The following is a 13,798-nucleotide window of genomic DNA, read 5'->3' as shown; positions in this document are numbered from 1 at the left end:
GCGTGTTCCCTTTTTTCAAGCAAGAGGAGGCAAAGTTATGGAACCGAAATATAAACGAATTGTGTTAAAATTGAGTGGAGAAGCGCTCGCTGGAAATCAAGGTTATGGGATTGACCCTAACATTGTAAACTCAATCTCAAATCAGATTAAAGAATTGATTGAGATGGGTGTAGAAGTGGCCGTTGTTGTAGGTGCCGGAAACATTTGGCGTGGAAAGACGGGTAGTGAACTTGGAATGGATCGGGCAAACGCAGACTATATGGGAATGCTCGCGACCGTCTTAAATTCACTTGCTCTTCAAGATAGCCTTGAAACGTACGGTGTCCAAACGCGCGTCCAGACATCAATTGAAATGCGACAAGTTGCTGAACCATACATTCGTCGCCGTGCGATGCGTCATCTTGAAAAAGGTCGCGTCGTCATCTTTGCAGCAGGGACAGGGAACCCATACTTCTCAACGGATACGACAGCTGCACTTCGCGCTGCTGAAATCGAAGCCGATGTTATTTTAATGGGTAAAAACAATGTCGACGGTGTCTATTCTGCTGATCCAAAATTGGATGCCACTGCAGTGAAATATGATACGTTGTCTTACCTTGATGTCCTAAAAGACGGACTTCAAGTCATGGACTCAACGGCAACCTCGCTCTGTATGGACAATCACATTCCATTGATTGTATTCTCATTGCTTGAAGAAGGTAACATTAAACGTGTCGTACTCGGAGAACATATCGGGACGGTAGTAGGAGGAGTCAATTCATGAGTGTCAAAGAAGTATTGAAAACAGCTGAAGAAAAAATGGAAAAAGCGCACACATCACTTAAACGTGATTTTGGTACGCTTCGCACTGGCCGCGCCAGTGCATCGATTTTGGATCCTGTTCAAGTTGATTACTATGGCGTTCCGACACCACTTAATCAAGTGGCAAACATCAATACACCGGAAGCGCGTTTGCTCTTGATTCAACCGTGGGATAAATCAATGGTTTCAGAAGTGGAAAAAGCGATTCAAAAGGCAGACCTCGGATTGTCTCCATCTTCTGACGGAACAGTCATCCGTTTGGCGATTCCTGCTTTGACGGAAGAGCGTCGTAAAGAATTGGTTAAAATCACGAAGAAATATGCGGAAGAAGCGAAAGTCGCTGTTCGTAACGTTCGCCGTGACGCAAACGAAAACTTGAAAAAACTCGAGAAAGATGGCGAGTTAACAGAAGACGATCTCCGCGGATATGCAGATGACGTTCAAACGTTGACGGATTCGTATATCAAGAAGATTGATGAATCTGCAGCAACGAAAGAAAAAGAAATCATGGAAGTGTAATCACGGAAGTGGTATACCAAAAAGCTGTGTGGGGACCCTTTTTCTGAGAGGGTCCTTCTTTCATACAATCAGGAGGATAACAGAATGTTTAAATGGGTGAATCCTAAAACAAAAGTCGAGGCGGAGTTAAGTGTTCCTGAGCACGTAGCCATCATCATGGATGGAAATGGACGTTGGGCCAAAAAACGTGGTCTCCCTCGCATCATGGGTCACCGAGAAGGGATGAAGTCAATCCGCGAAGCCGTTCGGACAGCGCAAGAACTCGGGATTCAATCACTGACGCTTTACGCGTTCTCAACGGAAAACTGGACTCGTCCGGAAGAGGAAGTCTCGTTTTTAATGAAATTGCCAAAGCAGTTTTTAGAGACCGATTTGAAAGAGCTTCATGAACAAAACGTTCAGGTGCTTGTCGCTGGTGATACGACAAAACTACCTCGCGAGACGCGTGAGGCTGTCGATCAGGCGAGAGAACGCACCGCTACAAACACGGGATTGAAACTCGTCTTCGCGCTCAACTATGGTGGTCGGGATGAACTCGTCCAAGCGATGCGTAGCATTGCCGAAGATGTACAATCTGGTATGCTTATACCAGACGCTGTGGATGACCAGTTAATCGGTGAACGACTCATGACCCACGTTCAAGATGTGGACCTCATCATTCGCACAAGCGGTGAACAACGACTTTCAAACTTTTTATTGTGGCAAAGCGCATATGCTGAACTCCATTTCACGGAAGTATTGTGGCCGGAATTTAAGCGTGAGCATTTTGTAGAAGCGATTGAATCTTACAACGCGCGCACGCGTCGTTTTGGTGGGGTGTAACATGAAGACACGAATTATTACAGGACTTTGGGCAGGAGCAATCTTTATTACCGTGATCGCGCTCGGTGGTAACGCCTTTGTTTCATTAATGGGGATTCTCGCTCTCATTGGCTTGAGCGAGTTTACGTTGATGCGAAAACACAAGCTGCTGGCATTCCCGTTTTTAGTGACATCACTCCTTGTCGCCTTTCCATTCGTTTTATTATTGCTGGAGACACAAATCGTTACAGGTGAAATGCCATTCACAATCGAACAGTGGCTCGTGCTAGGGCTAGTTTTATTACTGTTTTGGACGGTTGTCACAAAAAATCGATTCACCTATGAAGATGCCGGGTTCTACTTCGTATCCGCTGTCTACTTGGTCGTCGGTTTCTCGAGCTTCGCACTAGTACGACTGTCTGAAGACGGTTTATCAAAAGTGTTGCTCATCTTATTTATGATTTGGGCGACGGATTCAGGGGCTTATTTCACGGGGAAGGCGTTCGGGAAAGCAAAACTTTGGCCATCCATCAGTCCGAATAAGACGATTGAAGGAGCAATTGGTGGGATCGTATCTGCCGTTGTCCTCGGAGTCATTTTCGTGTGGATCGATCCGATTCTACCGATATTGGAAGTCATCATTTTAGCCATCGTCGTAGCCGTCGTCGGACAGCTCGGTGATTTGGTGCAATCCGCGTATAAACGCCAGTTCGGAGTTAAAGACTCTGGTCATTTATTACCTGGTCACGGAGGAATCTTAGATCGATTTGATAGTATGATTGCGGTCTTTACTGTTATTTGGGTGTTTAATCTGCTATGAGAAGGAGTGTCGAGATGAAGCGAATTAGCTTAATTGGGGCGACAGGTTCGATTGGCGTGCAGACATGTGACGTCATCGAACAGCACCCCGATCTGTTTGAACTTGAGGCATATGCATTCGGCACGAACGTCGATGTCGCCACGGAATGGATTAATCGACTTAGACCTAAATATGTGTCGGCGACAAGTATCGAGGTACTCGAACAACTGAAACCACGCCTTACATATGAACCTTTATACTTCATTGGTCCTGAAGGGCTCAAAGAGTGCGCGACTGCAGAACGAGCTGATATCGTCGTGACGGCGGTCGTGGGAGCGGTTGGCCTCGAGCCGACGCTTGCTGCCATTCAAGCAGGGAAAGATATTGCGCTCGCCAACAAAGAAACACTCGTTACAGCAGGACATCTCGTCAAAGCTGCTGTGAAAGAACATGGGGTTAAACTTTTACCGGTCGATAGCGAGCATTCTGCCATCTACCAATGTTTGAATGGAGAACGTAGAGAAGATGTTTCAAAAATCATTTTAACGGCGTCTGGCGGAAGTTTCCGTGATCGTTCACGAGAAGAATTAGCTGATGTGACGGTTGAAGATGCATTGAATCATCCGAACTGGTCGATGGGGGCGAAGATTACCATCGACTCCGCGACGATGTTCAATAAAGGTCTTGAGGTGATCGAGGCACACTGGCTGTTTGATATCGACTATAATGATATTGAAGTCATCTTGCATCGTGAATCGATCATCCATTCGATGGTTGAATTTAAAGATGCGGCTGTGATGGCACAGCTTGGAAACCCGGATATGCGGGGCCCGATTCTTTATGCGCTCTCAGAACCGAAGCGGCTTGAAATTGAGGGGAATAAGCGGTTAAACTTGAAAGAAATCGGAAAGCTACATTTTCAAGAGGCAGATTTCAATCGTTACCCGGCTCTCCGGTTAGCGTTTGAAGCAGGAAGAATTGGCGGTTCCATGCCAACCGTCCTGAATGCGGCCAATGAGATGGCAGTGGACTTGTTCTTGAACGGTCACATCAAGTTCTTAGAAATTGAACGACTCGTTGAAGAAGCAATGGCTCAACATGAAGTGATTGCCGAACCAACGCTATCGCAAATTCTAGAAGTCGACCGAGCAGTACGTCAACAGATTCAGCAAGGAATTGAAGGTGGGGAATAAATCATGACGACTTTTATCGCCATCGTTCTGATGTTTGGAGTTCTCATTTCGGTACACGAATGGGGACACCTCGTCATGGCGAAACGGGCAGGCATTCTCTGTCACGAGTTTGCAATCGGATTCGGTCCAAAAATTGTTTCATTCCGTAAAAATGAAACGCTCTATACCATTCGTCTCTTACCAATCGGTGGCTATGTCAAAATGGCCGGGGAAGATTTTGAGCCGATTGAAGTACGTGCAGGTCAACATGTCGGACTTCGTTTAACCGAACAAGGCACTGTCGATCGTGTCTATTTTCAGCCGGACACCGCTACGGATGTTCAAGTTGTCGGTACCGTTGATAAATTTGACGCGACACATGAGTTGAAAGTACAGCTCCTCATCGATGAGGAGGTACGTGTCTATTCGTTAGAACGGGATACACTTCTTGTCGACCAAGGGATGGAAATTCAAATCGCACCGTATGACCGCACGTTCGGTGCCCAATCGGTATGGAAGCGTGTCTTGGCGATTGCAGCCGGTCCAGCGATGAACTTCGTCTTGGCGTTTATCTTGCTCATCATCGTCGGTCTCGTTCAAGGAACGCCGACGAACGATGGTCAAATCGGTACCGTTCAACCTGATTCGGCCGCCGATGAGGCTGGTTTGATGAGTGGGGATGAAATCGTATCGATTGAAGGGGAACCAATCACTGATTGGCTCGACTTACGTACCGCATTAGCGGATCGTGCTGACACGCCAACAGACGTCACATACGTCCGTGATGGTGAGGAAGCGACGGTCACAGTCACACCACAGGCGGTTGAACAAAACGGCGAAACGGTCGGGATTCTTGGTGTCACGAACGCGTTGGAACGTTCACCAGTTAAAGCTGTGACGACAGGTGCCGAGACGACGTGGACGATGTCCACGCTCATCTTCTCAGCCGTCGGTGATTTGGTGACGGGTCAAGTCGGTGTCGATCAATTGGCAGGACCTGTCGGAATCGTGCGTATGACAGATGAAGTGGCGGCGAGCGGTTTGATCATGCTGTTGAACTGGACAGCACTTCTTTCCGTCAACCTAGCTATCTTCAACTTACTCCCGCTTCCTGCATTAGATGGAGGACGATTGATTTTCCTCCTATTCGAAGCGGTGCGCGGGCGTCCAATCGATCCGAAAAAAGAAGGATTCGTTCACTTTATCGGATTCGCATTATTGATGATTTTAATGTTGATTGTCACCTGGAACGACATTCAATCATTCTTCAAATAAGCTGTTTGTAGAGAAGGGAAACGTTGAACTGTATGAAACAATCTAGATTGCTCATGCCTACCTTGAGAGAAGTACCGGCTGACGCGGAAGCTGTCAGTCATCAACTTCTCGTCCGTGGAGGATTCATTCGTCAAAATGCGGCTGGAATCTATTCCTATCTTCCACTCGGACATCGCGTGTTACACAACATTCAAACGATCATCCGTGAAGAGATGAATCGTGCTGGTGCGCAAGAATTATTGATGCCTGCCATCCAACCGGCAGAACTTTGGGAAGAGACAGGACGTTGGGGCATCTATGGTCCGGAGTTGATGCGATTGACTGACCGTCATGACCGCCGCTTCGCCCTCGGTGCGACGCATGAAGAATTAATCACGTCCATCGTACGAGACGAACTGAACTCGTATAAAAAACTCCCAATGAACCTGTATCAGATTCAAACGAAGTATCGCGATGAACGTCGTCCGCGCTTCGGTTTACTTCGCGGACGTGAGTTCTTGATGAAAGATGCATACTCATTCCACGCGACGCAAGAAGATTTAGATGAAGAGTATACAAACATGTATAACGCGTACTCACGTATCTTTGATCGTACCGGTCTCAAATATCGTCCGGTCGTCGCAGACTCAGGTGCAATCGGCGGGAAAGACACGCATGAATTCCAAGCGCTTGCTGATATCGGGGAAGACACGATTGTCTATACAGATTCGTCGAACTATGCAGCAAACATTGAAATGGCAGAAACACTCGATCGTTATGAGATGCAACAAGCTGACGTACGTCCACTCGAAAAAGTGGACACGGAAGAAAATCGTACGATTGAAGACGTAGCGAAATTCCTGAACGTCGATCCGAAGACGACGATTAAATCTGTCCTATTCAATGTTGATGGAGAGACAGTGATGGCAATCGTCCGTGGCGACCATGAAGCAAATGAAGTCAAAGTGAAAAACGCACTCGGTGGACTCGATATTCAACTTGAAGACGAAGCGAAAATTGTTGAGCTATTCAATTGTGCGCCAGGTACGCTTGGACCAATCCATGCGCCGGTCAAAGTCGTTGCCGACTATGCGGTCAAGTATCTTGTAGATGCGGTCTGTGGAGCGAATGAAGCAAACACGCACTTCACAGGTGTGAATGCCGAACGTGACCTCGCAGAGATGACGTATCATGATTTACGTTTTGTCGTGGAAGGCGACTTGGCACCTGACGAATCGGGTCCAGTCCGTTTCGCACGTGGAATTGAAGTCGGACAAGTCTTCAAACTCGGGACACGTTATTCAGAAGCAATGGGGGCGACATTCCTGAACGAAGAAGGTCGCGCTGAACCACTCATCATGGGTTGCTACGGAATCGGTGTGTCACGGACGCTCTCAGCGATCGTGGAGCAACATCATGACGACCGTGGAATCATCTGGCCACGAAACGTGGCGCCGTTCGATCTTCATTTGATTGCCATTAACGCAAAAGACGAGACGCAAGTTGAACTTGCAAACCGTCTTTATGAAGAACTCGGTCAAACGTACGATGTCTTGTTCGATGACCGAAAAGAGCGCGCGGGCGTCAAATTCGCCGATGCGGACTTGATTGGCCTTCCGATTCGCGTCAACGTCGGAAAGAAAGCTGGCGAAGGAATCGTTGAAGTAAAAGTTCGGGCAACAGGTGAAGTGATTGAAACGTCAATCGATGAATTGAACGAAGTCATCATTTCAAAATTTAGCGAAGTTCATTAATGGATGAAGGTGACAGCGTAAGCGGTCACCTTCATTTGTCGAATTGGCATAAAGGGGGAAAGACGGACCCGTGGAAGCAAATCAAAAAATGCAATTATTGTTAAGTGATCTTGGGATCACGACTGAAACAGACCTGTTCGACGAAGCGGAACTCTCACGACTCGTCGTTAATAAAAAACGACGAACGTGGACGTTTTATTTTACATTTCCAACAGTCTTACCGTACAACGTACATCAATTGTTCATGAGTCGGTTAGAAAATCGTTACGCGACGTTCGCAGATGAAGTGTATGCTCGGTTCACGACAGCAAAAGGTGGAAGTGAGCAGGACTATATCGACTACTGGCCACGCATCGTCAGCGAATTGAGCCAAGTGTCCGGCGCGATGCGAAGCTACTTCGGATCGGTGTCACCGCGATTTGAACAGAACAAACTGTTGATCCCGGTGCGGTCCGGACCTGAGGCAAGCTATGTGGACAAAGAACTCTGTCAAGAGGTCCAAGCGCTCTATAGCGCTTATGGCTTCACGAAAAAACCGTGTCAGGCACATTTCTCCGAAGATGCCGAGGCTAGTCAAGCTTTACGTGAACAAGTCGTTCAAGAGGACATCGAGCAGGCGAAAATGGCGCTTGCGGCACAGTTCGCCAAAGCGACGGAAACGAACGATGAACCAATCACAGAAATTCGGATGGGTGCACTCATCAAAGATGAAATCGTCCCAATCAAGACGATTATTGAAGAAGAACGCCGCGTCGCGATTCGTGGTCTCGTCTTCTCTGCAGAGCGAAAAGAGCTGAAGAGCGGGAAGAAATTATTTACCTTCAAAATGACCGACTACACCGACTCGTTAATCGTAAAAGTGTTTGCGCGAGATGACGATGACGACCGGATGCTCAGTGCCGTCAAAAAGGGCATGTGGATTCAAACCGCAGGACGGGTCGAGGATGATTCGTTCATGCGTGAACTATGCATGATGGCGTCACAACTCCAAGAAGTAAAAGTCGAGCCGCCTCGAGATGAGTGGGAAGGTGAGAAGCGGGTCGAACTCCATGCCCATACGCAGATGAGTCAAATGGACGCGGTTACGAACGTGTCCGCGCTCGTTGCACGTGCTGCGAAGTGGGGGCACCGTGCGATTGCCATCACTGACCACGCAGGTGTCCAAGCGTTCCCAGAAGCGTATTACGCCGGGAAGAAAAATGACATCAAAGTGCTATACGGTGTCGAGGCAAACGTCGTCAACGATGGCGTCCCTGTCGCCTATCACGCGAGTGATGTGTCGTTAGACGATGCGACATACGTTGTTTTTGACGTTGAGACCACCGGACTTTCTGCCGTCTACAATAAAATCATCGAGCTTGCCGGTGTCAAAATCAAGGACGGGGAAATCATCGATCGCTTCGAGGCGTTCGCTGACCCGAAACACGCGTTGTCGGCGACGACGATCGAATTGACTGGAATCACGGATGATATGGTTCAAGGACAGCCTGACCCGGAAGTCATCACGAAACAGTTCGTCGAATGGTGTGGTGACAGTATTCTCGTCGCCCATAACGCATCATTCGATATGGGCTTCCTCGAGGCGACACTCCGGAGCGGAGGACATGAACCGGATGATTACCCGGTCATTGATACACTCGAACTAGCTCGTACGTTGATGCCGACACTGAAAAATCACCGACTGAATACACTCGCGAAGCGATTCGATATCGAATTGACCCAACATCACCGTGCGATTTATGACGCCGAGGCGACAGCCTATTTGTTGATGAAGCTACTCGACCTCGCCAAACAGATGTTTGAGATGACGACGCACCGTTCGTTGAACGCAAAAGTTGGGAGTGACGTGTCGAAAATTCGTCCGTTCCATGCGACGATTTATGCGAAAAACAAAAAACCGGGGCTTCGTCACCTATACGAACTCATCTCACTCTCCCATATCGATTATTTATATCGAATGGCACGCATGCCACGTTCAGAACTCGTGAAACGTCGTGAGGGACTATTGATTGGTTCAGCTTGTGACAATGGTGAGATCTTTGACGCTGCTTTGAACAAGTCGGATGATGAACTCGAGAAGATGATGTCATTTTACGACTTTATCGAAATCCATCCACCTGCGCTTTATCACCATTTGATTGATAAAGAGATTGTCGCAAACGAGATGGAGCTCCGAGAAATCATTAAGCGAATCATTCGCGTCGCCGAGAAGGCCGAGTTACCGGTATGTGCAACGGGAAATGTGCACTATTTGGACCGGTCTGACCGGTCGTATCGTGAGATTTTGATTCGTACCCAAGGTGGAGCGAACTTTATTAATACACGTAAAGAGTTGCCACACGCCCATTTCCGGACGACGAAAGAAATGATGGAAGAGTTCAAGTTTTTAGGTGAAGACTTGGCACGTGAAATCGTCATCACGAACCCGAACGCGATCGCCGATCAAATCGAATCGATTCAAATCATCCCGGATGACTTGTATACGCCGAAGATTGAAGGGGCGGATGATGAGGTTCGGAATATGAGCTACGACATGGCTCGTTCGATTTATGGTGACGAGTTGCCTGAAATCGTTGAAGCACGTCTAGAAAAAGAATTGAAGTCGATTATCGGTCACGGATTCGCGGTCATTTACTTGATTTCACATAAACTCGTTAAAAAGTCGTTGGATGACGGTTACTTGGTCGGTTCGCGTGGGTCGGTCGGGTCTAGTCTCGTCGCCACGATGACGGAAATCACTGAAGTTAACCCGTTGCCACCACACTATGTTTGTCCAAACTGTCAGCATTCACACTTCTTCAACGACGGTTCGGTCGGTTCGGGATATGACTTACCGGATAAAGAATGTCCGGAATGTGGTACGTGGTACAAAAAAGATGGACATGATATTCCGTTCGAAACGTTCCTTGGATTCAAAGGAGACAAAGTACCGGATATCGATTTGAACTTCTCGGGTGAATACCAACCGCATGCCCACGCCTATACAAAAGTATTGTTCGGCGAAGAGTATGTGTATCGTGCTGGAACAATTGGAACAATCGCGGATAAGACGGCATACGGATATGTGAAAGGTTATGCGACCGAGAACGACAAGATTTACCGAAACGCAGAAGTCGATCGGCTCGTCTCTGGGGTCACTGGCGTGAAACGGACGACGGGGCAGCACCCGGGTGGGATTATCGTCGTCCCGGACTACATGGACATCGCGGACATCTCGCCGATTCAGTATCCGGCGGATGACAACTCGTCAGAATGGAAGACGACACACTTTGACTTCCATTCGATCCATGACAACTTGCTAAAGCTCGATATTCTCGGACACGATGACCCGACCGTCATCCGGATGTTACAAGACTTGTCAGGGATTGATCCGAAGACGATTCCTACAGATGATCCGACGGTTATGAAAATCTTCTCGTCTCCAGAAGTACTCGGGGTGACGCCAGAACAGATTGAGTCGAAGACCGGTACACTCGGGATTCCTGAGTTCGGGACGAAGTTTGTTCGTCAGATGTTAGAAGAGACGAAACCGTCCACCTTCTCAGAACTTGTTCAAATTTCAGGTCTGTCTCACGGGACGGACGTTTGGCTCGGGAATGCGAACGAATTGATTTATAACGGAACATGCGAACTGAAAGATGTCATCGGTTGTCGTGATGACATCATGGTTTATCTGATCTATGCAGGACTCGAACCATCCTTCGCTTTCAAAATCATGGAGTCCGTCCGTAAAGGGAAAGGTCTCACGGATGAGATGGAGTCGGAGATGCGGGAGAACGATGTGCCTGAATGGTATATCTCATCTTGTAAGAAAATCAAATATATGTTCCCGAAAGCGCACGCGACGGCTTACGTCTTGATGGCCGTCCGAATCGCATATTTCAAAGTGCATCATCCAATCCTGTACTATGCGACTTACTTTACCGTTCGCGCTGGAGACTTTGACTTGTCTGCGATGATCAAAGGTCCTCAAGCCGTCCGCAAAGCGATGTCGGATATCCGTGAGAAAGGGTTCGATGCAACCGCGAAAGATAAAGGATTGCACACGGTACTCGAACTTGCACTCGAGATGCTTGAGCGGGGCATGAAGTTCCAAAATATCGACTTGTATCGTTCGAGCGCGACCGAGTTCTTGATTGAAGACAATACGTTGATTCCTCCTTTCAATGCGGTCGATGGGCTCGGGACGAATGCGGCAAAAGCCATTGTCGAGGCGAGAGAAGAAGGACAGTTCCTCTCGAAAGAAGATTTGCGTAAACGAGCGAAGCTGTCGAAAACGGTCATTGAGACACTTGATACGATGAAATGTCTTGAAGGCTTGCCTGATGAGAACCAACTCTCATTCTTTGATTTTGGGGTGTAAGTTGCGATTTGTCGGGAAAATATGATATATTGGTATCGAACAAAGTTGGATACTACGACGGAAAGGAGTAGGGAACCCTACTCCTTTCTTGTATGTAAAAGCCAGAAGGAGGGATGAGAGTGTCCAAAATAACAGAAGTCGTTGAATCGATTGCGTTGCCAATCGTCGAACGAGAAAACATGGAATTGGTCGATGTGGAATTCGTAAAAGAGGGTCCAGACTATTTCTTGCGCGTTTATATCGATAAACCAGGGGGCGTCGATTTAGACGATTGCGTCAATATCAATGAACAACTCTCGGAAAAACTGAACGAAACCGATCCGATTGAACAGGCTTATTATCTTGATGTCTCGAGTCCTGGTGCGGAGCGTCCGCTGAAAAAGCCGAGCGATTTCGAACGTGCAGTAGGCAAAAACGTCTACATGAAAACGTTCGCTCCGATCGATGGTGCCAAAGAGTTTGAAGGAATTTTGACGGCATATGATGGGGAAACGGTCGTGATCGAGACACGCATCAAGACAAGAAAAAAAGCGGTATCGCTACCGGTAGACAAAATTGCACAAGCCCGCTTAGCGGTCACGTTTAGTTAAGGAGAGGGAAGAAGATGGGTCCACAATTACTCACTACAATCGATCAGATTGCCAAAGAAAAAGGAATTGATAAAAATATAATTATCGACGCTCTCGAACAAGCGCTCATTTCTGCTTATCGTCGAAACGTCGCAAACCCGAACGAGCATGTAAAAGTCGAGTTCGACCAGGTGACAGGGGATATCCGTGTCTACGCACTTTTAGAAGTTGTAGAACGTCTCACACAACCAGACCAACAGCTCTCGCTTGAAGAAGCACATGAAATCGACCCGAACTATGAGCTCGGTGATTTCCATAAAGAAGAAGTCACACCAAGTGATTTCGGACGTGTTGCGGCGATGACTGCGAAACAAGTCGTCACACAGAAAATGCGTGAAGCTGAACGCGAACGGATCTACAACCACTTCGCTGACAAAGAAGATGAAATCATGACAGGGATTGTTGAGCGTTTTGACCCGCGCAACTTGTATATCGGTCTTGAGAATAACATCGAAGCGGTCCTTACTCCGAACGAACAAATGCCGAACGAATCGTATCAGATTCATGACCGTATCAAAGTATACGTGACAAAAGTCGATTCGACGACAAAAGGTTCTGGTGCTGCGATTCAAGTATCGCGTACGCACCCGGGACTTTTACGCCGTCTCTTCGAACTTGAAGTACCAGAGATTTCAAACGGTACAGTCGATGTCATGTCTGTGTCACGTGAAGCAGGAGACCGTTCGAAGATTGCCGTACACTCGGATATCGTTGACCCGGTCGGCGCATGTGTCGGACCAAAGGGACAACGCGTCCAAACAATCGTCGACGAATTGAACGGGGAAAAGATTGATATCGTTCGTTGGTCTGAAGACCCGAAAGAGTTCGTTCGAAACGCACTCAGTCCGGCGCAAGTCGTTGCCGTCTATGTCAATGAGCCTGCAAAATCGACAACGGTTGTCGTACCTGACTATCAATTGTCACTCGCAATCGGAAAACGTGGTCAAAACGCGCGTCTCGCTGCGAAGTTGACTGGTTGGAAAATCGACATTAAGAGCGAGACAGATGCGGAAGCGCTCGATTTGTTCGATACGTTCGCTGAAAAAGTTGAATCAGAGCCAGAAATTGTTCAAAATGAAATTGAACAAGACTTATCAGATGCTTCAGTTGAAACAGCTGTGGTGAAAGAAGAGGAATGACCATGAAGCAAAAGAAACTTCCTTTGCGCAAGTGTGTGGTCACACAAGAAATGCTCCCGAAGAAAGAATTGATTCGTGTCGTTCGAACGCCTGAAGGTGACGTAGTCATCGATCAGACCGGTAAAGTGAACGGTCGCGGTGCCTACCTATCAAAAGATCTCGATGTCGTTCGTCAAGCAGAGAAAAAACGGACGCTCGATCATCATTTGAAAGTAAAGACGAGCGATACCTTGTATGAACAGTTGAAAGCTGTCGCAGGTGACGAATCATGAGTAAGTGGGAATCATTGTTAGGCCTTGCCGCTCGAGCAAGGAAAGTAACGATGGGAGAAGAGTTTGTATTAAAGGATGTGCGAGCGGGTCGTGCCAAGCTCGTCATTCTAGCCGGAGATGCAGGTGACTCGACGAAAAAACGAGTCACCGACAAATGTGCATCCTATCAAGTGCCGTTGATTGAAGTGAGTGATCGCTATACAATCGGTGCCGCACTCGGTAAGGATATGCGTGTCGTCGTATCGGTGACAGAATCCGGATTTGCGAACAAGCTTAAGCAACTTCTCTCTTAACT

The 13,798-nt window shown here is 47.7% G+C and carries 12 protein-coding genes; all 12 read left to right on the top strand.

The window, feature by feature from the left end; genetic code table 11:
- The first annotated feature begins 37 nt into the window (after positions 1 to 37).
- The 12 genes from pyrH to KNO85_RS07880 all read left to right on the top strand — a co-directional run bounded on the left by pyrH (position 38) and on the right by KNO85_RS07880 (position 13,796).
- Complete coding sequence (pyrH, locus tag KNO85_RS07935) at positions 38 to 763, top strand: UMP kinase (RefSeq protein WP_214788754.1); 726 nt, start codon at positions 38 to 40, stop codon at positions 761 to 763.
- A complete protein-coding gene (frr, locus tag KNO85_RS07930; RefSeq protein WP_214788751.1) occupies positions 760 to 1,320 on the top strand; it encodes a ribosome recycling factor in 561 nt (186 codons plus the stop codon). Before pyrH ends, frr begins: the two co-directional genes overlap by 4 nt.
- 84 nt (positions 1,321 to 1,404) lie before the next feature.
- Positions 1,405 to 2,142 (top strand): undecaprenyl pyrophosphate synthase, encoded by a 738-nt coding sequence (locus KNO85_RS07925; protein ID WP_214788748.1) that lies wholly within the window; start codon positions 1,405 to 1,407, stop codon positions 2,140 to 2,142.
- Position 2,143: 1 nt separating this feature from the next.
- Positions 2,144 to 2,941, top strand: a complete 798-nt coding sequence (locus KNO85_RS07920; protein WP_214788746.1) for a phosphatidate cytidylyltransferase — start codon at positions 2,144 to 2,146, stop codon at positions 2,939 to 2,941.
- A gap of 14 nt (positions 2,942 to 2,955) precedes the next feature.
- Positions 2,956 to 4,113 (top strand): 1-deoxy-D-xylulose-5-phosphate reductoisomerase, encoded by a 1,158-nt coding sequence (gene dxr / locus KNO85_RS07915; RefSeq protein WP_214788743.1) that lies wholly within the window; start codon positions 2,956 to 2,958, stop codon positions 4,111 to 4,113.
- A 3-nt stretch (positions 4,114 to 4,116) separates the two neighbouring features.
- Positions 4,117 to 5,367 (top strand): RIP metalloprotease RseP, encoded by a 1,251-nt coding sequence (gene rseP, locus KNO85_RS07910; RefSeq protein WP_214788740.1) that lies wholly within the window; start codon positions 4,117 to 4,119, stop codon positions 5,365 to 5,367.
- 32 nt (positions 5,368 to 5,399) lie between these two features.
- On the top strand, positions 5,400 to 7,100 hold the full coding sequence (locus KNO85_RS07905) for a proline--tRNA ligase (RefSeq protein ID WP_214789856.1): 1,701 nt from the start codon (positions 5,400 to 5,402) through the stop codon (positions 7,098 to 7,100).
- A gap of 70 nt (positions 7,101 to 7,170) precedes the next feature.
- Positions 7,171 to 11,463: a PolC-type DNA polymerase III gene (locus KNO85_RS07900; RefSeq protein WP_214788737.1), complete on the top strand. Its 4,293-nt coding sequence runs from the start codon at positions 7,171 to 7,173 to the stop codon at positions 11,461 to 11,463.
- Between the two features lie 119 nt (positions 11,464 to 11,582).
- The gene (rimP, locus tag KNO85_RS07895; RefSeq protein ID WP_260569808.1) at positions 11,583 to 12,053 is read left to right on the top strand and encodes a ribosome maturation factor RimP; all 471 of its coding nucleotides are present in this window, start codon (positions 11,583 to 11,585) and stop codon (positions 12,051 to 12,053) included.
- 14 nt (positions 12,054 to 12,067) lie between these two features.
- Positions 12,068 to 13,231 carry a transcription termination factor NusA gene (nusA, locus tag KNO85_RS07890; protein ID WP_214788730.1) on the top strand — a complete coding sequence of 388 codons (1,164 nt, stop codon included), beginning with the start codon at positions 12,068 to 12,070 and terminating at the stop codon, positions 13,229 to 13,231.
- Complete coding sequence (gene rnpM, locus KNO85_RS07885) at positions 13,228 to 13,503, top strand: RNase P modulator RnpM (protein ID WP_214788727.1); 276 nt, start codon at positions 13,228 to 13,230, stop codon at positions 13,501 to 13,503. Before nusA ends, rnpM begins: the two co-directional genes overlap by 4 nt.
- The gene (locus KNO85_RS07880) at positions 13,500 to 13,796 is read left to right on the top strand and encodes a YlxQ family RNA-binding protein (RefSeq protein WP_214788724.1); all 297 of its coding nucleotides are present in this window, start codon (positions 13,500 to 13,502) and stop codon (positions 13,794 to 13,796) included. Before rnpM ends, KNO85_RS07880 begins: the two co-directional genes overlap by 4 nt.
- Positions 13,797 to 13,798: the final 2 nt, after the last annotated feature.

Origin of the sequence: Exiguobacterium sp. s124 (assembly GCF_018617485.1) — a bacterium.
Classification (GTDB): Bacteria; Bacillota; Bacilli; order Exiguobacteriales; family Exiguobacteriaceae; genus Exiguobacterium; species Exiguobacterium aestuarii.
Note: the sequence above shows the minus strand (reverse complement) of the source record. Positions and strands in the feature narration are given on the sequence as shown.

Excerpts from the sequence above, each read along its gene's own strand:
- pyrH (WP_214788754.1), top strand. The coding sequence starts at position 38 with ATGGAACCGAAATATAAACGAATTGTGTTAAAATTGAGTGGAGAAGCG.
- frr (WP_214788751.1), top strand. The coding sequence starts at position 760 with ATGAGTGTCAAAGAAGTATTGAAAACAGCTGAAGAAAAAATGGAAAAA.
- KNO85_RS07925 (WP_214788748.1), top strand. The coding sequence starts at position 1,405 with ATGTTTAAATGGGTGAATCCTAAAACAAAAGTCGAGGCGGAGTTAAGT.
- KNO85_RS07920 (WP_214788746.1), top strand. The coding sequence starts at position 2,144 with ATGAAGACACGAATTATTACAGGACTTTGGGCAGGAGCAATCTTTATT.
- dxr (WP_214788743.1), top strand. The coding sequence starts at position 2,956 with ATGAAGCGAATTAGCTTAATTGGGGCGACAGGTTCGATTGGCGTGCAG.
- rseP (WP_214788740.1), top strand. The coding sequence starts at position 4,117 with ATGACGACTTTTATCGCCATCGTTCTGATGTTTGGAGTTCTCATTTCG.
- KNO85_RS07905 (WP_214789856.1), top strand. The coding sequence starts at position 5,400 with ATGAAACAATCTAGATTGCTCATGCCTACCTTGAGAGAAGTACCGGCT.
- nusA (WP_214788730.1), top strand. The coding sequence starts at position 12,068 with ATGGGTCCACAATTACTCACTACAATCGATCAGATTGCCAAAGAAAAA.
- rnpM (WP_214788727.1), top strand. The coding sequence starts at position 13,228 with ATGACCATGAAGCAAAAGAAACTTCCTTTGCGCAAGTGTGTGGTCACA.
- KNO85_RS07880 (WP_214788724.1), top strand. The coding sequence starts at position 13,500 with ATGAGTAAGTGGGAATCATTGTTAGGCCTTGCCGCTCGAGCAAGGAAA.